The following is an 18,398-nucleotide window of genomic DNA, read 5'->3' as shown; positions in this document are numbered from 1 at the left end:
AACACAACACGGTATCTTCAGACGGTGCCCGACAAGCCCCCCGCCGAGATCACGATCGACGCCCGCCTCATCCGCGATCTGCTCGCGGCGCAGGCGGCTGCGACGCTCCCCGGCGCGGCCGGACTCCCGCTCGAGAAGGTCGCTGAGGGATGGGACAGCGAGGTGTGGCGACTGGGCGATGAGCACGCCGTCCGACTCCCCCGCCGAGCCATCGCTGCTCCGCTCGTTCTGCACGAGCAGTCGGTGCTTCCCGGCATCGCCGAACGACTCGCGCACGTCGGCGTGCGGGTGCCCGCGCCCGTCGTCGCCGGAGTCCCGGCGGCCGGATACCCCTGGCGGTGGTCGGTGGTGCCGTGGATCCAGGGCGAGTGCGCCCTGGATGTGCCCCTCGCGGCCCGCTCCGCATGGGCGGGGACGCTCGCGGACGCGCTGGGGGCGCTTCATACCGCAGCCCCCGCCGATCACCCCGTCAACCCCTTCCGCGGCGTGCCGCTGGCCGCCCGCGACGCGGCCGTCACCGACCGCCTCACAGCGTTGCGCGAATCGAAGACGCTGGACGCAGCATCCGCCGCGGTGATCCGGGACGTGTGGCGTGCCGGCCTGTCCGCGGCGGAGTGGACTCGGCCGCCGGTCTGGATCCACGGCGACCTGCATCCCGGCAACCTCGTCGCGCACGCCGGCGCGCTCGAGGGAATCATCGACTTCGGAGACGTCACCGCGGGCGATCCCGCCTATGACCTCGCCGTCGCGTGGCTCGCGTTCGACACGACGGGGCGCGAGGCGTTCATCGCCGCGACCGGCTCTCGGTACGACGCCGACACCTGGGTCCGGGCGCGCGCCTGGGCGGCCGCCGTCGTGCTCATGCTGCTGGCCCACAGCGACGACAACCCCGCATACTTCGCGCTGGGACGGGATGCCGCCACCGCGGTGATCGCGGACGCTTCGGGTTGAAGCATCCGCCGCCGGGAAAACGAAAAACCCCCGCTCAGCGGGGGTTTCTTCGTTTGGCTGGGGTACCTGGACTCGAACCAAGAACAACTGAACCAGAATCAGCCGTGTTGCCAATTACACCATACCCCAAGGCTGTCAGCCGAAGCCGTGCCGAGGATAGAGTCTACGCGACGCCGGCACCTGCTCCAAACTGAGCCGTCACCCGCGCGCGTCGAGCAGTGCTCCGAGGCGGCGGACCGACTCGGACTTGCCGAGCAGCTCCATCGACTCGAACAGCGGCGGCGACACACGCCGGCCGCTCAGCGCGACCCGCAGCGGGCCGTATGCGACGCGGGGCTTGAGACCTAGTCCGCCCTCCTCCACCGGCGAGATGAGGGCGCCGGCGAGGGCGTCCTGCACGGCGGCGGCCGTGAACTCGTTGGCGGGCACCGATTCGAGCGCACCGACCGAGGCGACCAGCACCTCGTTCGCGTTGGCAGGGAGCGAGGCGAGCGCGTCGTCCTGGTACGCGACCGTGTCGGAGAACAGGAAGCCGAGCAGCCCCGGCGCGTCGCCCAGCAGCTGCATGCGTTCCTGCACGAGCGGTGCAGCGGCGACGAGCATGGCCTGCTGCGCGGGGGTGGGATTCTCGTCGACCACACCGGCCGCCGCCAGGTAGGGCACCAGGCGGTCGGCGAAGTCGCCGGGCTGCAGCATGCGGATGTGGTCGCCGTTGATCGACTCGGCTTTCTTCTGGTCGAAACGGGCCGGGTTCGGGTTGACGTCGACGATGTCGAACGCGGCCACGAGCTCCTCGAGCGAGAACACATCGCGGTCGGGTCCGATGGACCAGCCGAGCAGGGCGAGGTAGTTGAGCAGGCCTTCGTGGATGAAGCCCTTGTCGCGCTGCAGGAACAGATCGGCCTTGGGATCGCGCTTCGAGAGCTTCTTGTTGCCCTCTTCGCCCAGCACGAGCGGCATATGCCCGAAACGCGGGATGAACGTCGTGATCCCGGCATCCACCAGCGCGCTGTACAGCGCGAGCTGGCGCGCGGTCGAGGGCATGAGGTCCTCGCCGCGGATGACGTGGGTGATGCCCATCAGGGCGTCGTCGACCGGGTTCACGAACGGGTACAGCGGCACACCGCCCGCGCGCACCAGCACGAAGTCGGGGAACGAGCCCGCAGGGAACGTCACCTCGCCTCGGATCAGATCGACGTAGGTGAGGTCCTCGTCCGGCACCCGCAGACGCCACGCGGGTTCGCGGCCCTCTGCGCGGAACGCCGCCTTCTGCTCGTCGGTGAGGTCGCGGTCGAAGTTGTCGTAGCCGAGCTGCTTCGCCCGCCCGTTCGCCTCGTTGCGGGCGTCGATCTCTTCGGGCGTCGAGTAGCTCTCGTAGACGGCGCCGGAGGCGACCAGCTTGTCGAGCACCTCGCGGTAGATGGAGTGGCGCTGCGACTGACGGTACGGCCCGTGCGGGCCGCCGACCTCGACGCCTTCGTCCCAGTCGATCTTCAGCCATCGCAGGGCATCGAGAAGCTGGTGGTAGCTCTCCTCGCTGTCGCGTGCCGCATCGGTGTCTTCGATGCGGAACACGAGCCTGCCGCCCGTATGACGGGCATACGCCCAGTTGAACAGCACCGTGCGGATGAGTCCGACGTGCGGAAGACCGGTCGGCGAAGGGCAGAACCGGACGCGGACGTCGGCGCCGGTGGCGGTCGTGGTGCGGGGATCAGGCGAAGAAGACATCGCCTGCAAGTCTAATTGCGGGCTGGTGGGGCGCCGGGCTCGTCGGCGGGCGCTGCGACGAGCCTCGCAAGGGCGTCGAGCGTCGCCCGCACGGCCGGCACGCGGTCGGCCCCGCGCGCCGTGACGGTGTGGATACGACGCTGCTCGCCCGCCGGCAACGGCACGACGGCCACCCCGGGCAGCTGCGGGAAGGACTCGACCGCCATCCGCGGCAGCGTCGCGACGCCGATCCCCTGCGCGACGAGACCTTCGACCGCGACGAAGTTGTCGGTCTCGAACGCGATGCGCGGGGCGAACCCGGCGCGCCCGCACAGCTCGAGCAGATGGCCACGGCAGCGCGGACAGCCGGCGATCCAGTCGTCGTCCGCGAGGGTCGCGACGTCGAGGACCTCCGCGGTCGCCGCCTGATGCTCGGCGGGAAGCACCGCGAGCAGCTCGTCGGAGCCGACGGTGTGCACCGTGAGTCCGCGGGCGCTCGAACCGTGCGGGTCGTCGCGGTCGCCCGGGTAGCTGAAAGTGAGGGCGATGTCGGTGCGGTCCTCGCGGACGGCCTCGACGGCCTCGGGCGGTTCGGCCTCCACGTACGTGAGGGAGATACCTGGATGCCGCTGCGCGAGGTCCGCGAGAAGGCGCGGCACGATCGTCGGCGAGGCGGAGGGGAACCCGACGAGCCGCACCCGTGCGGAGCGCAGGCCGCGGAGTTCGGCGAGCTCGCCGGCGGCAGCATCCAACGCCGTCGTCACCGCCGGGGCGTGGCGGGCGAGGATGCGGCCCGCGTCGGTGAGGCGGACGCTGCGGCCGACGCGTTCGACGATCGCCACGCCGAGACGCTGCTCGAGCCGCTTGAGCTGCTGGCTCACCGCGGGCTGACTGTAGCCCAGGGCGAGGGCGGCGCCCGTGATGGAGCCCTCATCGGCGATCGCCTTCACGACGCGGAGCTCTCGCGCGTCGAAGCCCGGATCGTCGTCCCACGCGTCGGTCATGCGTGAATCATAAGCGTCTGTTATGTCTTGCATGAAACACCAGTCGTAGACGCAGGCAATAGTCTCCGTCCACTCTGGACGTATGCCCGCGATCGCCCCTCCCCCCGCTCTCGAAGCCGCCCGGCGCGAGTTCGCGGGCGGCCGCGACTATCTCGCCGCGTGCACAGTGGGTCTGCCGAGCCGCGCGACGCAGCGCGCCGTGTGGGCCGACCTCGACGCCTGCGCATCCGGGCGCCCGGACCTCGCCGCGTACAGTGCCGCGGTCGAGCGCTCTCGGGCGCTGTTCGCCTCGCTCGTCGGAGTCGGTGCCGAGCGCGTCGCGATCGGCTCGCAGACCTCGGTCGCGGCCGCGACGGTGGCCACCGCTCTCCCGCACGGCGCCGAGGTGCTCGTGCCCGAGGGCGAGTTCTCCTCCCTCGTGCTGCCGTTCATCCATTCCGGCCGCGGGCTCGTCGTGCGTGCGGCACCGCTGGCCGAGCTGGCCGCGCACGTGCGTCCGACCACGGCCCTCGTGGCCTTCTCGGTCGTGCAGTCCGCGACCGGCGAGGTGGCCCATGCCGCCGCCATCGCTGCCGCCGCGGCCGCGCAGAACGCGCTCACGCTGTGCGACGCGACCCAGGCCGTCGGATGGCTGCGGGTCGAGGCATCCGTCTTCGATGCGGTCGTATGCCACGCGTACAAGTGGCTGTGCGCGCCGCGGGGCGTGTCGTTCCTGACCGTGTCGGACCGGTTGGGTGCGCGCATGACGCCACTCAACGCCGGCTGGTACGCGGGCGACGACCCGTGGTCGTCGTGCTACGGCGGGGAGGTCGAGCTCGCACCCGACGCCCGTCGCTTCGATGTGTCGCCCGCATGGCAGGCCTTCATCGGCGCGGCGCCCGCGCTGGAGCTGTTCGCCTCGCTGGACGCCGCCGACCTCCACGAGCACGCGACAGGACTCGCCGGTGCGTTTCGCGCAGGGCTCGGCCTCGCTCCGCCCGAGCGCGCGTCGGCGATAGTCACCTGGGAGGACCCGGACGGGCGCGATCTCACTCGTCTCATGAGCGCCGGGATCACCGCGTCCGGTCGATCAGGCCGTGCACGCGTGGCGTTCCACGTGTTCAACGACCACGACGACGTCGACCTCGCGCTCGCAGCTCTGGGTCGCTGACGACACGCGCTCGGCGGTCAGGCGCCCGGTGCGGCTTCCGGCGTCCGTGCAGCCGATGCTCGCCAGCCGAGCGGCGAGAGCAGCACCGACGCGGCGACGAGCACCAGGACGACGAGCGCGAGCCCGCCGTAGCCGATCCAGCCGAGCAGCGCGCCGGCGACGATCGCGCCGACTCCGCCGACGATGCTCATCGTGAAGTCGCTGATGCCCTGCCGCCTCGTGCGCAGCTCCTCCGATGACGACTCGGTGAGCAGCGTGGAGCCGGCGACTGTCGTGGCGCTCCAGCCGAGGCCGAGGAGCACGAGGGCGACCGTCACCGCCGTGGTCGCCGCCTGGCCGAACGACGCCGTGAGCAGTGCCGCGGCCAGCAGCGCCTGTCCGATGAGGATGGTGGGGACCCTCCCCACCTTGTCGGCGAGGATGCCGAAGATCGGCGACAGCACGTACATGCCGGCGATGTGCAGACTGATCGTGAGCCCGATGATCGACAGCGTCGCCGCCTCCGACGCCTCGTGCGTCAGATGGGCCAGGTGCACGGGGGTCATCGCCATGACCGAGACCATCGTGCCGTGGGCGGCGGCCACCGCGAAGATCGCGTAGCGTGCGGCCACCGGTCTGTCGGCCTTCGCGATGGCGCGGCTTCCCGCCTTGGCGGAGGCGACCACGCGCTGCGCGAGCAGCAGCGGATCCGGTCGCATCGCGACCAGATAGAGGACGATGGCGAGCCCCTGCGCGACGATCGTGAACAGATACGCCCCCGTCAGCGGCGGCATCCCGATCGCCCCGCCGAGCACCTCGCCGGGGCCGGTGAGGTTGGGGCCGAGGACCGCGCCCACGGTGGTCGCCCACACGACGATCGACAGATCGCGCCCGCGCGAGGCATCCGTGGCGAGATCGGCCGCGGCGAAGCGGGATTGCAGATTCGCGGCCTGCCCTGAGCCGATGATGAGGAACCCGGCGAGCAGCACCGGAAAGGACCGCAGAGCCACGGCGAAGACGACCAGGCCGACTCCGATGAGGGCGACGGCCATACCCGTGGTGAGCGACAGGCGGCGGCCCCGGCGGCGAGCGATGGCCGCGAGCGGCACCGCGGTGATCGCCGTGCCGAACGTGACGGCCGCGGCCGCCAGACCCGAGAACGCGTCCTCACCCGACAGCTCCGCGGCGAGCACGGCGCCCAGCGACAGCGTCGCACCGAATGCCAGGCCACCGAGCACCTGTCCGCCCGAGAGCACCCATACGGTGCGTCGCTGGACGCGGGCGACCTCGTCGGCGGTCGGCGCGAGGTCGACCCCCGATTCCGATCCGGTGTCAGGCATCTCGGGCGGGATTGCGGAGCGTCCCGAGCCCGGTGATCTCGACCTCGACGGTGTCGCCCGCGCTGATCTGGCCGACCCCTGCGGGGGTGCCCGTCAGGATCACGTCGCCCGGGAGCAGCGTGAAGGCGGCCGACGCGAAGGCGATGACATCCGCAAGGGAGAAGATCATGTCGCTGATCGGGCCCTGCTGGCGGACCTCGCCGTTGAGCCGCGTCGTGATGATGGCAGGGCCGTTCACGTCGAACTCGGTCTCGATCGCGGGACCCAGGGGGCACGACGTGTCGAAGCCCTTGGCGCGCGCCCACTGACCGTCGGAGCGCTGCCAGTCGCGCGCCGTGAGATCGTTCGCGATCGTGTAGCCGAAGACGTAGTCGAGCGCGTTCTCGGCAGGGACGTTCTTCGCGATGCGTCCGATGACCGCCGCGAGCTCGCCCTCGAAGCTGATGAACTCGGATCCCTTCGGCAGCACCACGGCATCGCCGGGCCCGATCACCGACGTGTTGGGCTTGAAGAAGAGCATCGGCGCCGAGGGCACGTCGTTGCCCATCTCCGCCGCGTGGTCGCGGTAGTTGCGGCCGACCGCCACGATCTTCGAGCGCGGGATCACGGGCGCCAGCAGTGCGACGTCGGCGAGCGGCACGCGCTCCCCCGTGGTCTCGTAGCCGGCGAACATCGGGTCGCCCGCGAGGACGACGAGCTCGCCCTCATCGACGATCCCGAATCTGATGGCGTCGTTGTGACTGAAGCGCGCGATCCTCACCCGCTCAGCCTAGCGAGAAGCACCGACGCCGACCGCGGGCACGCTTGCCGCGAAGGACGGAGCGGACGGATGCCGCAGCATCCGTCCGCTCCAGAACCCCGGCGTGGTCGCCGCTCAGGCGTCGAGGCGCACGAGCCAGCCGTGCTTGTCCTCCCGGCGGCCGTACTGGATGTCGGTGAGCTCTTCGCGCAGCGACAGCGCGAGCGAACCGGTGGGCTGCTCGTCGAGGAAGTCCTTGCCCTTGAGCACCCCGATCGGGGTGACCACCGCGGCCGTGCCGCACGCGAACACCTCGACGATGTCGCCGGAGGCGACGCCCTGACGCCACTCGTCGAACGAGACGGCACGACCCTCGACCTTGTGGCCGCGATCGGCCGCGAGCTGAAGGATCGAGTCGCGCGTGATGCCCTCGAGGATCGAGTCGGACTGCGGCGTCACGAGGGTGCCGTCCTTGTAGACGAACACGACGTTCATGCCGCCGAGCTCCTCGACGTTGCGGTCCTGGTCGAGGAACACGACCTGGTCGCACTCGTTCTCGTAGGCCTCGGACTGCGGCAGCAGGCTCGCGGCGTAGTTGCCGCCGGTCTTGGCCGCACCCGTACCGCCCTTGCCGGCGCGCGCGTAGTCCTCGCTGAGCCAGATCGACACCGGCTGCACGCCGCCCTTGAAGTAGGCGCCCGCGGGCGAGGCGATGACGTAGTAGCCCACCTTGTGCGCGGGGCGCACGCCGAGGAACGCCTCTTTGGCGAACATGAACGGACGCAGGTACAGGCTCTGATCGTCGCCCGACGGCACCCAGGCGCCGTCGACGGCGATGAGCTCGCGCAGCGACTGGATGAAGTACGAGACGGGCAGCTCGGGCAGCGCCAGACGACGCGCCGAGCGCTGCAGGCGCCGGCCGTTCTGGTCGGGGCGGAAGGTGTGGATCGAGCCGTCCGCGTGCCGATATGCCTTGATGCCCTCGAAGATCTCCTGACCGTAGTGCAGGACCGCTGCGGCGGGGTCGAGCGACAGCGGACCGTACGGCTGGACGCGCGGGCGGTGCCAGCCCCCGCCGACCGACCAGCAGATGTCGACCATGTGATCGGTGAAGCTGGTGCCGAAGCCGGGGTTCGCGAGGATCTCCTCGCGCTGCTGCGTGGTCTTCGCCTGCAGGTTGCGGTTGACGGTGAACTCGAGCGGCGCGAGTCCGGTGTCGGGGTCGGAATCGATGAGGGTCATGACGGCCTGTGCTTTCGTGCGGACGGATCCGCGAGGGTGGAGGCGCTTGCGGGATCCAGGTTACGCCTGGAGTCGGGCGGCGATGGCGTCGCCGATCTGCGCGGTGGAACGGGTGGCAGTGCTGCGGGTCGCGATGTCTTCCTCGACAGCCGTGGTGACGCGCTGTGCCTCGTCGGTGAGCCCGAGGTGATCGAGCAGCAGTGAGACGGAGAGGATCGCGGCCGTGGGATCGGCCTTCTGCTGTCCTGCGATGTCGGGCGCCGATCCGTGCACGGGCTCGAACATCGAGGGGAACGCGCCGTCGGGGTTGATGTTGCCCGAGGCGGCGAGGCCGATGCCACCGGTGACGGCGCCGGCCAGGTCGGTGAGGATGTCGCCGAAGAGGTTGTCGGTGACGATCACGTCGAAACGACCAGGGTTCGTGACCAGGTAGATGGTGGCCGCGTCGACGTGCACATAGTCTACGGTCACGTCCGGGTGCTCCCGCGCCACCTCGTCCACGAGGCGCTTCCAGATGCCGCCGGCGTGGACGAGCACGTTGGTCTTGTGCACGAGCGTCAGCTTCTTGCGGCGGCGCTCGGCCAGGTCGAACGCGTAGCGCACGACGCGCTCCACGCCGAAGGCGGTGTTCACCGAGGTCTCGTTCGCGACCTCGTGCGGCGTGCCGGTGCGGATCGAGCCGCCGTTGCCGACATAGGGGCCCTCGGTGCCCTCGCGCACGACGACGAAGTCGATGTCGCCGGGATCGGCCAGGGGCCCGGGAACTCCCGGGTACAGCTTCGACGGACGCAGGTTGACGTAGTGGTCGAGCTCGAAGCGCAGCTTCAGCAGCAGTCCGCGCTCGATGTTCGCGTTCTTCAGCCGCGGGTCGCCCGGCACTCCCCCGACCGCGCCCAGCAGGATCGCGTCGTGATCCTTGATCGCGTCGAGGTCGTCGTCCGTGAGCGTGTCGCCGGTCTCGAGGAAGCGACCGGCGCCGAGCGCGTAGCGCGTCTTCTCGAAACGGATGCTGCTGCCCGCGGTCGCGGCGTCGAGCACCTTCTCCGCTTCGGCGATGACCTCCGGACCGATGCCGTCACCCGGGATGACGGCCAGCTTCACGACACGCGACATGGTGCTCCTACGACTTCTGGCGGGACCCTCCCAGGGTACTGGCCGCGACGACCCCCGCCACGACCACGAGGCCCGCCCCGATGAGCGCCGTGACGGTCACGCCAGCATCGAACGCGGTCGCCGCCGCCTCGAAGAGCGCCTGCCCGGTCGCCCCGCCGATCTGGTCGGCGGCGTGCACCGCACCGGCGAGGGTCTCGGACGCGGCCGCGGCCGCGGCATCCGTCACCCCATCGGGCACCACGAGATTCGATCGGTAGAGCGCGGTGAGGATGCCGCCCAGCACGGTGGTGCCGAGCACGGCGCCCAGCTCGTACGCGGTCTCGGAGACGGCGCTGGCGGCACCGGCTTTCGCGGGCGGCGCGCTCGAGAGGACCAGTTCGTTCGACACGGTCTCGGCCGCGCCGATGCCGATGCCCAGCGAGATGAACGCGGCGACGAGCGTGCTCACGCTGTCGGGCCCGGTGGCGAAGGCGACCGCGATGTAGCCCGCGACGGAGAACACGAGCGCCGTCGGCACCACCACGCGGGCAGGCCACTTCTTCGAGATCGGCACGACCGCGAGGCCTGCCACGATCATCATCGCGAGTCCGGGCACCAGTGCCAGGCCGGCTTGCATCGGCGACAGCCCGACGATGAGCTGCAGGTGCTGCGCGACGAAGAACAGGAAGCCGACGAGCGCGATGACGCTCAGCAGGTTCACCAGCAGCGCACCGCTGAACGTGCCCATACCGAACAGCCGCATGTCGAGCATGGGGGTCGCGGCGCGCAGCTGGCGCCGCACGAAGAGCACCCCGAAGCCGAAGCCGACGAGCATCGGCAGCCACGCCGCGACCGCGAATCCGTGCACGGCGAGCTCCTTGATGCCGTAGACGACCGGGATCATCGTGGCCATCGACAGGGCGATGCTGAGCGGATCGATCCTGCCGGGCTTCGGGTCGCGGCTCTCGGGCACGAGCAGCGGCGCGAGCACCAGCAGCGGGATGAGCACGGGCACCGACAGGAGGAACACCGAGCCCCAGGAGAAGTGCTCGAGCAGCAGGCCGCCGACGATCGGACCCAGCGCCGCACCCGCCGAGAACATCGCCGCCCACACCGCGATCGCCAGGCGCCGCTGGTCGCGGTCGGTGAAGATGCTGCGCAGCAGCGACAGGGTCGAGGGCATCAGCATCGCGCCGAACACGCCCATCGCCGCACGCGCGGCGATGAGCCAGGCGGCGCTCGGCGCGAAGGCCGCGAGCACCGAGACGGCGGCGAATCCGGTGGCGCCGACGAGCAGCATCCGCCGGCGTCCGAAGCGATCGCCGAGCGTGCCCATGGTGACGAGCAGCCCTGCGAGCACGAGCGGGTAGGCGTCGATGATCCACAGCTGCTGGGCGCTCGACGGCCCGAGTTCGAGCGCGATCGAGGGAAGCGCGAAGCTCAGCACCGTGTTGTCGACCGAGACGAGCAGCACCGGCAGCATCAGCACGACCAGCGCCGCCCAGCCGCGCCAGCCGACCTTTGTGCCCTGGGCGTCGGCGAGCGAGAGTTCCTGCGTGAGAGTCATCATTTCTATACCGTCCAGCCGGTATAGTAACAGGATGCCGCGACGCGTGTCGATACGATCGGGGCCATGAGTCGCCCTCCCCTGGCCCGCGAGAAGGTGCTCGACGCCTTCGAGCAGATCCTCATCGACGAGGGCGAGCGCGCGGCCACGATGGATGCCACCGCGAAGGCTGCGGGCGTGTCGAAGGGCGGCCTGCTGTACCACTTCGGCACGAAAGAGGCGCTCGAGGCCGCCCTCATCGACCGGCTCCGCAGGCTGGTGAAGGAGGATGTCGACCTCATGGCTGCCGCGCCCGAGGGACCGATCGCCTACTTCCTGCACACCTCGGTCATGGCGAACGACCCCATCGACCGTGCGATCCTCGCGACTTCGCGCCTCGCTCAGGGCGGCGACGCGTCAGCGAGTGAAGCACTGCGGCACATCCGCGACGACTGGGCGGCCGTGCTCGAGCCTCACACCAAGGACGCGACGGCGCTCGACCTCGTGATGCTCGTGAGCGACGGCCTCTACTTCAACAATGCGCTGTCGGGAGGGTCGATCCCCGGCCCTGTCCCCCGCGGCGAGGCGCTCGACGCGCTGGTCGCGCTCGTCGAGCGCGCCGCGCGCCCCTGAGTCCGGCAGGAGCTCAGGGGCGCGGCGTGCTTGCGGCGATCAGGACTCGGTGATCTCGATCTGGCGGAACAGATCGGCCTGGATCGCCGTGCTGACCTCGTCGAGGAGGGCGTCGGGCACCGGCGAGTCCACCGTCAGCACCGAGAGCGCCTGGCCGCCGGCCGTCTGGCGCGCGATCTGCATGCCGGCGATGTTGATGCCCGCCTCGCCGAACTTCTGGCCGTAGATCGCGACGATGCCGGGGCGATCGGTGTAGAGCATGACGACGTGGTTGGTCTCGATCGGCAGCTCGATCGCGTAGTCGTTGATGCCGACGAGCTTCTCCACCTGCTTGGGGCCGGTGAGGGTCCCCGAGATCGCGAGCTGCGAGCCGTCCGACAGGGCGCCGCGCAGTGTGATGACGTTGCGGTACTCGGGGCTGTCGTCGTCGACGAGGAGACGCACCTCGACGCCGCGCTGTTCGGCGAGCAGGGGCGCGTTCACGTACGACACGGTCTCGCTGACGATGTTCGTGAAGACGCCCTTGAGCGCGGCGAGCTTGAGCACGCTCACGTCGTAGGCCTGCAGCTCGCCGTGCACCTCGACGTCGAGGCTCGTGAGGGGCGACCGCGCAAGCGCCGAGAAGATCTGGCCGAGCTTCTCCACCAGCGGGATGCCGGGTCGCACGTAGGGGTCGATGACGCCGCCCGCGACGTTCACCGCGTCGGGCACCAGCTCGCCGCCGAGGGCGAGACGCACCGACTTCGCGACGGAGACGCCGGCCTTCTCCTGCGCCTCTTCGGTGGAGGCGCCCAGGTGCGGGGTGACGACGACGTTGGGCAGGCCCAGCAGCGCCGCGGCGGTGCCGCCCTCCGCCGGGGGCTCCGAGGTGAAGACGTCGAGGCCCGCACCGGCGATCTCGCCTGCGGTGAGGGCGGCGTGCAGTGCCTCCTCGTCGATGAGCCCGCCGCGCGCGACGTTCACCACGTACGCGGTCGGCTTCATGATCTTGAACTGCTCTGCGCCGATCATGCCCGTGGTCTCGGGCGTCTTGGGCATGTGGATCGTGACGAAGTCGCTCTGGGCGAGAAGCTCGTCGAGGGTGACCAGCTGCACGCCGAGCTGCTGCGCCCGGGCGCTCGTGACATAGGGGTCGTACGCGATGACGCGGACGTCGAATGCCTGGAGGCGAGCGGTGATCAGGGCGCCGATGCGGCCCAGGCCGATGATGCCGACCGTCTTCTCGAAGAGCTCGGTGCCGGTGTACGAGCTGCGCTTCCACGCGCCGCCGGAGAGCGACGCGTGCGCGGCGGGGATGCGGCGCGCCAGGCTCAGGATGTGACCGACGGTCAGCTCGGCCGCCGAGATGATGTTCGAGGTCGGTGCGTTGACGACCATCACGCCGGCCGTGGTGGCCGTCTTGATGTCGACGTTGTCGAGGCCGACACCGGCGCGGGCGACGACCTTGAGGACGGGCGCCGCGGCGATCGCCTCGGCGTCGATCTTCGTCGCCGAGCGGATCAGCACCGCGTTGGCGTCGGCGAGGGCCGAAAGCAGCGCGGGGCGGTCGGTGCCGTCGACGTTGCGCACGTCGAAGTCGGGACCCAGGGCATCGATCGTGGCGGGAGAGAGCTCTTCGGCGATCAGGACGACAGGCTTCGGCACGGGTGTTCCTTAGTGGGGCGGTGCGCGAACGCGCGGAGCAGAACCGGATGCCGCGCCGCACGCCGTCGGGGGGCGAGGCCTGTGCCAGCCTACCGCCCGCGCGGCAACGCGCCCGACCGTGTGACGCCCGCCCGCCGGCTCAGCCCAGGAACGACGCCGAGTTCAAGGTCGTGTAGGCGACGACGTTCAGCCAGAAGACGGCCACGAGCGCGAGGCCGGTGAGCATCACGAGGAGCAGCTCGTGCGGCGCGCGGCGGTACCCGATCGCGAACGCTCCGCCCCACACGAGCAGCGGGAACACCGCGGCGAAGATCCAGATGAACCAGCCGAAGGCGTTGAGGCTGAGGCCGGCGGCGGCGAAGACGCCGAGCGTGGCGACCAGGTTCCCCACCGCGTTCCAGACGGCGTAGGCGTAGAACAGCCCGATGACGCCCGAGATCGCGGCCACGAGCCACGTGGGCGTCCTGCCCCGCCTCGCGGCCGGGACGGCAGCATCCATCGTCTCGTCGCTCATTGTCCGATCGCCCCGATCATCACGAAAGGCCAGGGCAAGAGCAGCACGACCCCTGCCCCCAGCCACGCGAACCGCACCCACGCGCGCGAGGCGCGGGTGAGCAGCAGCGTGGTCGCGAACCACAGCAGCGGGGCCAGCACCGCCAGCCACAGGCTCCCCTGGTACATCACGTCGAGGACGAGATACTGCGACTTGCCCTGCAGGCGGAGACCGCCGATGAGCCAGCCGATCGCATAGAGGGCGTACACGCCGCCGAGCACGCCGAACGCGATCAGCGCGCCGTTGCCCATCGGCCGGTGCTCGTCGGTGGCGGATTCGGCTGCCGTGGTCGCATCGGATGCTGCGGCCGGCGGTGCGCCCGCGGAGCCCGCTGCGCCCAGCGTCTCGCTGCCCTTGCCGACGGCGGTGAAGCCTTCCGGCAGCTCGACCGGCGTCGACGCGGCCTCGGCCACGGTCTCGGACCCGTCATCGGGCTCGCCGCTCGCACCGTGGTCGAGCGTGGGATCGTCGTCGCCGTCCCAGGTGAGGGCGTCGTCGTCGCGTCCGGTCGTCACGTTCTCAGCGTAGTGCCGCGACCCTGCAAGCCTGGGCGCCCCTCGGCGGGCGCGGCACCCGGGCCTGCGTCGCTCACTCGAACAGCCGCAGCATCAGCGTGTGCCAGGTGACCGGACCCACGATCCCGTCGACGGGCGGCGCGAACAGTTGCTGGAACTCGCGGACAGCGGCGTCGGTGGCCGGACCGAAATCTCCGTCGACGGTCAGCCCGGCGAGGAGCGTCTGTACGGCCCGCACTGCCTCGCCCTCAGCGCCGGCGGGGCCATCGCCCTGCTTCACGGCGAGGATGAGGCTCGGCCAGTCGAGCTGGCCGAGCGTTGTGGAGATCTCGACGGCCCGCAGCGTCTGCTGGAACGTCTTCACGGCCTGCCCGCTCTGCGGGCCGAAAGCGCCGTCGGCGGCGATGGTCGCACCGCGTGCACGCAACAGGTACTGCGCGGCGAGGACGCGCCAGTTCGTGGCCTGCGACGAACCCTGCTTCACGAGGGCCCACGGGCGCTCGCCCGGCACGAACGTGCTGAAGAACGACCAGGTCTCCCGGCCGGCGATGCCGTCGATAGTCAGGCCCCACGACTCCTGGAAGAACTCGACGCGGTCCTTCGTGACCGGGCCGAAGTTCCCGTCAACGACGAGCGGAGGCTCCCCCGGCGACCGGGAGAGCCCGAACTGCTGCACCGCCCGCACCGCGTCGCCGGTCGACCCCTGCTGCACCGCGATGACGAGCTTCGGCCAGGTCACGGGCCCGACGATGCCGTCGGCCGGCACGCCTTGTGCGGTCTGGAAGGCCGTGACCGCCGCGGTGGTCGCGGGGTCGTACGTCCCGCTGACGGCGACGGCGTGGCCGTGCGCCCGCAGGAGGTACTGGATGCCCGGGACGATCGCCGACGACGATCCCGGACCGACAGTGCTCCACGGTTCGACGTTCATGACAGCTCCTCTGCTCTGGGTCGATACGGGGTCTGCGGCCCCTCAGGCTTCCGAGGCGTACCGCCCGTGCCCTGATACCTCAGCCGTGCCCGAGGGTGACGGCATCCGTCTCCACCGCCTTGGCGTACTGCAGCGCCAGCGTCACGGCGAACGCGTCGTCCTCCTCGGTGTAGCGGCGCTGCAGCCCCTGCGCCAGGATCCGCCACGGCCGTTCGTTCGACGGGGTCGCCGCGTCGCCGTCGTCGGGAAGGAACTGGGTGTAGTCGTACGGATGGCTGGCGGTCGCGCCGAGCGGCACCGAGAAGCTGTCGACCGCCAGCACGCCGGCGGCCAGATCGACCTGGAGCAGCCGCTGGAACCCACTCGCCCTCTCGCCCGTCGGCGTGCGGAACTCCTGGTAGTCCGCGAGCGCCTCGAGGACGCTGTGCCCGGGTATGCCTCCGGCGTTCTCGGTGACGATCGCGCCGAGGCCGTGGAAGTGCCCCGACAGCACGAGCACGACGTTGCGGTTCGGCGCCACGACCCGTTCCCACAGCAGGTCGCCGTGCGAGACCCACCGCGATGTGGTCGAACGCTCCGCGTCGTCCTCGGCGGTCGCCGGCGTGAGGTGCTCATGCGTCGAGATGACGATGTTCGCGTCTCGATGAGAGGCGACGACGTCTCCGGCCCACGCGATCTCGCGCTCGCCGTACGCGTAGGGCAGCGAGATCATCACGAACCGCGCGCCGCCCGCCTCGAACGCCGACCAGTTCGCGCTGTTGTCGTCGGGCGTGAGTGATCCGCCGAACCACGGCTGGTCCCGGTACCGCTCGGGGCCGAAGTACTCGTTGAACAGGTCGTTGCTCACGCCGCGCTTGTTGTCGTGGTTGCCCGGCAGCACGCTGTTGGCGATGCCCCTCTCGTCCAGCACACCCTGGAGCCGCGACGCGACTTTGTACTCGCGGCGCGCACGTTCCTCCGTCTGACCGGGATCGACCCAGTTCTGGACGAGATCGCCCGTGTGGGTGACGAAGGCGAGCTTGCGCGCGTCGGCATTCTCGGCGAGCCACGCGACCTCGCCGGCATAGACCTCGGGATACGCCTCCGAGTAGTACTGCGTGTCGGTGATGTGGCCGAGGGCGAGGTCGTAGTCCGCGGGGTCGGCGAGTCCGTCCGCGCCGGCGGCCGCCGACTCCGCTCGCGGCACGACCTGCACCAGCAGGTCGGCGGTGCCGTCCACGACCTCCTCCGCGCGGACGACACCCTCGAGCCTGACTGCTGCCGTGGCGGTGGCATCCGTCGCCGTCGCCGCGCCGGCGGCGTCGTCGAGCGCGCGCCATCCCGCATGCCGCCCAGTTCCGGACGCCGGAGCCCATACCGAGAGGCGCACCTCGGCGCGCCCGACCGTCCGCCCGCTCCACGAGACGGGGCCGCCGTCCTCCGGCAGCCGGACGCGCATCCGCACGTAAGGCAGGTCGTAGGCGTCGTCGCGCGCAGTCGGCCGCACTGCGGAGACCTCCCGCTCACCCGGCGCGGTGCGGCTCGTGAGGGGCGAGAGCGACGACCCGGCATGGGCGGCGATCACGTCCACGGGCGTCCCCTGGGTCTCGTATGGAACGGACACGGATGCTGCGGCCTGGCCGATCGCGGAATCGGCGGCGTCCGAACGGGCGCGGTCGAGCGCGCGCTCGATCATGTCGTCCGCAGAGACCGCCCGGGAACCGGCGAACGCACCGGGTGTCGCGGCGGCGGGCACGAAGTCGGTCGCGTCGTCGCCCGTGAACGCGGCGCGCTGGAGGGTCTCTCCCCGCAGCCTGTCGACCGCGAACGTCGACAGTGCGAGGCCCTTCGTGCACGGGCTCTCACGGTCGACGCTGCTGTCCATCTCGTTGCGGTGGTAGATCCCGACGCTGTCGACGCGGCGTCCGGCGGCATCCTGCACCCACACCCCTGCTCCCGCGAGCTCGAGCGCGTCGTCGTAGGCGGCGTCCGCATCTTCGGCGTCAGCGGTGCCCGCGAGTGCGGCCATCCACGAGTCGTCGGACCCGAGCACCGTGCCCGAAGGCACCACGGCGAGGTCGTCGAACCGCCGGAAGCCGTCGGCGCCGCACGCGACCAGCGTCCACCCCGAGATGTCGACCTCGCGATCGCCGAAGTTCGCGATCTCGACGAAGTTGCGTCGCGGCATCCCGTCGATGTCAGGATCCGTTGCGATCTCGCTCACCGCGACACCCGGTCGGGCGCCATACGCGAACTCTGTCGCGACGGTCGCCGCGACAGCGGCCGAGCCCGCCGGGTTCGGTTCGCCCGGCGTGCGAGCCGCGATCACGAATTCACCGTGGGGCTGGCGCTGCCAGCTCTGACCCGTGCGGTAGTCCAGGCTCGAGGGCAGCTTGTCGCGGCCGGTCTGGCAGGCGGTGTCCTCCCGAGACGACACCCCGACGCCATCGACCCGGCGCCCGTCCGCCGCGACGAGGAGTGCGCCGTACGCGGTGTCGGCGAGGGAGGTGTCCACTCGGACGTCGGACTCTCCCGCGAATGCGGGCCCGCCGACCACCAGCCGCCCGCCCGGCGCCAGCGCCGTGTCGGCTCCGAACACGTGCTGGAGCGCGTCGGGCGGCACGGCTCCCGTCGCGGTGCAGCGGTACAGCCGCCAGCCGTGGAGGTCCACGATCGTCGCACCGTCGTTCACGAGCTCGACGAAGTCGTCGCCGTGACCGTCGGGACCGGCGGCCGCGATCTCGGAGACCCTCACGGACGCACCGGAGGCCTCCGCGAGGCGATTGGGCTCGCCGGGGGTGGCGACCGCACGCACCCACCGTCCGTCGGCGGACGACCCGGCGCGCTGCCAGCTCTCCCCGAGCGCGGCTGCCGTCGTCACCGGAAGCTCGGCGCCTCCGCCGCACTCCGACGTCGTCGGTGCCGGGTCATCGGAGTAGACCGCCAGCGCATCGACCGTCTCGCCGGACGGGGCGACGACGACGAGTCCGTACCCGCGCTCGGCAAGGCGCGCGGTCGGAAACGCGCGCCGCTCCCCCGCGGCGAGAATGACTCCGGCGAGGTCCGCCTCGGGGTCTGTCGGACGGGTGCGCAGTCCCTCCTCGTCGCAGCGGAAGACCGCGTACCCGGTGAGGTCGACGGGGTGCTCCGCCGGATTCGCCAGCTCGAAGAACCCGGAGGCGGGCCCGCGGACGCCCGCCGGCGAGACCTCGTCGATCCTGACGGTGCCCGTCGACACCGCGGCCGGCCGCGCCTCGGCCGCACCGGCGGGGCCGCCCATCGAGGCCGCGATCCCGACCAGGAGGACGGATGCCGCAAGGAATGTGGTCACACGGTTCGTGGCGCGCACGAGCCGACCGTGACTCGGCGAGGTGAACCGGCGCGGGCGCCCCGGCG

Annotated in this window: 15 protein-coding genes and 1 tRNA gene; 3 read left to right on the top strand and 13 right to left on the bottom strand. The window is 71.0% G+C overall.

Annotated features, from left to right (window positions below):
* Nucleotides 1-24: 24 nt before the first annotated feature.
* Nucleotides 25-951: an aminoglycoside phosphotransferase family protein gene (locus JNB61_RS00805; RefSeq protein ID WP_220338486.1), complete on the top strand. Its 927-nt coding sequence runs from the start codon at nt 25-27 to the stop codon at nt 949-951.
* A gap of 54 nt (nt 952-1,005) precedes the next feature.
* Here JNB61_RS00805 and JNB61_RS00800 read toward each other — a convergent pair.
* The 3 genes from JNB61_RS00800 to JNB61_RS00790 all read right to left on the bottom strand — a co-directional run bounded on the left by JNB61_RS00800 (nt 1,006) and on the right by JNB61_RS00790 (nt 3,662).
* A tRNA-Gln gene (locus JNB61_RS00800) sits at nt 1,006-1,080 on the bottom strand.
* A gap of 69 nt (nt 1,081-1,149) precedes the next feature.
* Nucleotides 1,150-2,679, bottom strand: coding sequence for a glutamate--tRNA ligase (gene gltX, locus JNB61_RS00795; RefSeq protein ID WP_220338485.1), 1,530 nt, complete (start codon nt 2,677-2,679; stop codon nt 1,150-1,152).
* An 11-nt stretch (nt 2,680-2,690) separates the two neighbouring features.
* Nucleotides 2,691-3,662 (bottom strand): LysR family transcriptional regulator, encoded by a 972-nt coding sequence (locus JNB61_RS00790; protein ID WP_220338484.1) that lies wholly within the window; start codon nt 3,660-3,662, stop codon nt 2,691-2,693.
* A gap of 82 nt (nt 3,663-3,744) precedes the next feature.
* Between JNB61_RS00790 and JNB61_RS00785 the strand changes: the two genes are divergently transcribed.
* The gene (locus JNB61_RS00785) at nt 3,745-4,812 is read left to right on the top strand and encodes an aminotransferase class V-fold PLP-dependent enzyme (RefSeq protein ID WP_220338483.1); all 1,068 of its coding nucleotides are present in this window, start codon (nt 3,745-3,747) and stop codon (nt 4,810-4,812) included.
* Between the two features lie 17 nt (nt 4,813-4,829).
* Here the strand turns inward: JNB61_RS00785 and JNB61_RS00780 are convergent, their stop codons facing one another.
* From JNB61_RS00780 to JNB61_RS00760, 5 genes are all read right to left on the bottom strand, one after another.
* Nucleotides 4,830-6,131, bottom strand: coding sequence for an MFS transporter (locus JNB61_RS00780; protein ID WP_220338482.1), 1,302 nt, complete (start codon nt 6,129-6,131; stop codon nt 4,830-4,832).
* The gene (locus tag JNB61_RS00775; RefSeq protein WP_220287315.1) at nt 6,124-6,891 is read right to left on the bottom strand and encodes a fumarylacetoacetate hydrolase family protein; all 768 of its coding nucleotides are present in this window, start codon (nt 6,889-6,891) and stop codon (nt 6,124-6,126) included. Before JNB61_RS00775 ends, JNB61_RS00780 begins: the two co-directional genes overlap by 8 nt.
* Nucleotides 6,892-7,005: 114 nt before the next feature.
* Nucleotides 7,006-8,112: a branched-chain amino acid aminotransferase gene (locus tag JNB61_RS00770; protein WP_159843618.1), complete on the bottom strand. Its 1,107-nt coding sequence runs from the start codon at nt 8,110-8,112 to the stop codon at nt 7,006-7,008.
* 60 nt (nt 8,113-8,172) lie between these two features.
* On the bottom strand, nt 8,173-9,225 hold the full coding sequence (locus JNB61_RS00765) for a 3-isopropylmalate dehydrogenase (protein ID WP_220287314.1): 1,053 nt from the start codon (nt 9,223-9,225) through the stop codon (nt 8,173-8,175).
* Nucleotides 9,226-9,232: 7 nt separating this feature from the next.
* Nucleotides 9,233-10,771: an MFS transporter gene (locus JNB61_RS00760; RefSeq protein ID WP_445299347.1), complete on the bottom strand. Its 1,539-nt coding sequence runs from the start codon at nt 10,769-10,771 to the stop codon at nt 9,233-9,235.
* Nucleotides 10,772-10,837: 66 nt separating this feature from the next.
* Here JNB61_RS00760 and JNB61_RS00755 point away from each other — a divergent pair, with 66 nt between their 5' ends.
* The gene (locus JNB61_RS00755; RefSeq protein ID WP_159843614.1) at nt 10,838-11,383 is read left to right on the top strand and encodes a TetR/AcrR family transcriptional regulator; all 546 of its coding nucleotides are present in this window, start codon (nt 10,838-10,840) and stop codon (nt 11,381-11,383) included.
* A gap of 39 nt (nt 11,384-11,422) precedes the next feature.
* On the opposite strand, the gene serA is transcribed toward JNB61_RS00755, so the two are convergent.
* The 5 genes from serA to JNB61_RS00730 form a co-directional block, all read right to left on the bottom strand.
* Nucleotides 11,423-13,027, bottom strand: coding sequence for a phosphoglycerate dehydrogenase (gene serA, locus JNB61_RS00750; protein ID WP_220287304.1), 1,605 nt, complete (start codon nt 13,025-13,027; stop codon nt 11,423-11,425).
* A 139-nt stretch (nt 13,028-13,166) separates the two neighbouring features.
* Complete coding sequence (locus tag JNB61_RS00745; RefSeq protein ID WP_223214557.1) at nt 13,167-13,541, bottom strand: bacitracin resistance protein; 375 nt, start codon at nt 13,539-13,541, stop codon at nt 13,167-13,169.
* Nucleotides 13,538-14,095 (bottom strand): DNA polymerase III subunit gamma/tau, encoded by a 558-nt coding sequence (locus JNB61_RS00740; protein ID WP_220338481.1) that lies wholly within the window; start codon nt 14,093-14,095, stop codon nt 13,538-13,540. Before JNB61_RS00740 ends, JNB61_RS00745 begins: the two co-directional genes overlap by 4 nt.
* A gap of 73 nt (nt 14,096-14,168) precedes the next feature.
* On the bottom strand, nt 14,169-15,023 hold the full coding sequence (locus tag JNB61_RS00735) for a peptidoglycan-binding domain-containing protein (RefSeq protein ID WP_220338480.1): 855 nt from the start codon (nt 15,021-15,023) through the stop codon (nt 14,169-14,171).
* Between the two features lie 79 nt (nt 15,024-15,102).
* The gene (locus JNB61_RS00730; protein ID WP_220338479.1) at nt 15,103-18,351 is read right to left on the bottom strand and encodes a lamin tail domain-containing protein; all 3,249 of its coding nucleotides are present in this window, start codon (nt 18,349-18,351) and stop codon (nt 15,103-15,105) included.
* Nucleotides 18,352-18,398 lie beyond the last annotated feature (47 nt).

Origin of the sequence: Microbacterium ureisolvens (assembly GCF_019511645.1) — a bacterium.
Lineage (GTDB): Bacteria > Actinomycetota > Actinomycetes > Actinomycetales > Microbacteriaceae > Microbacterium > Microbacterium ureisolvens_A.
The sequence above is the reverse complement of the archived record's forward strand: the minus strand, read 5'-3'. Positions and strand labels throughout refer to the sequence as shown.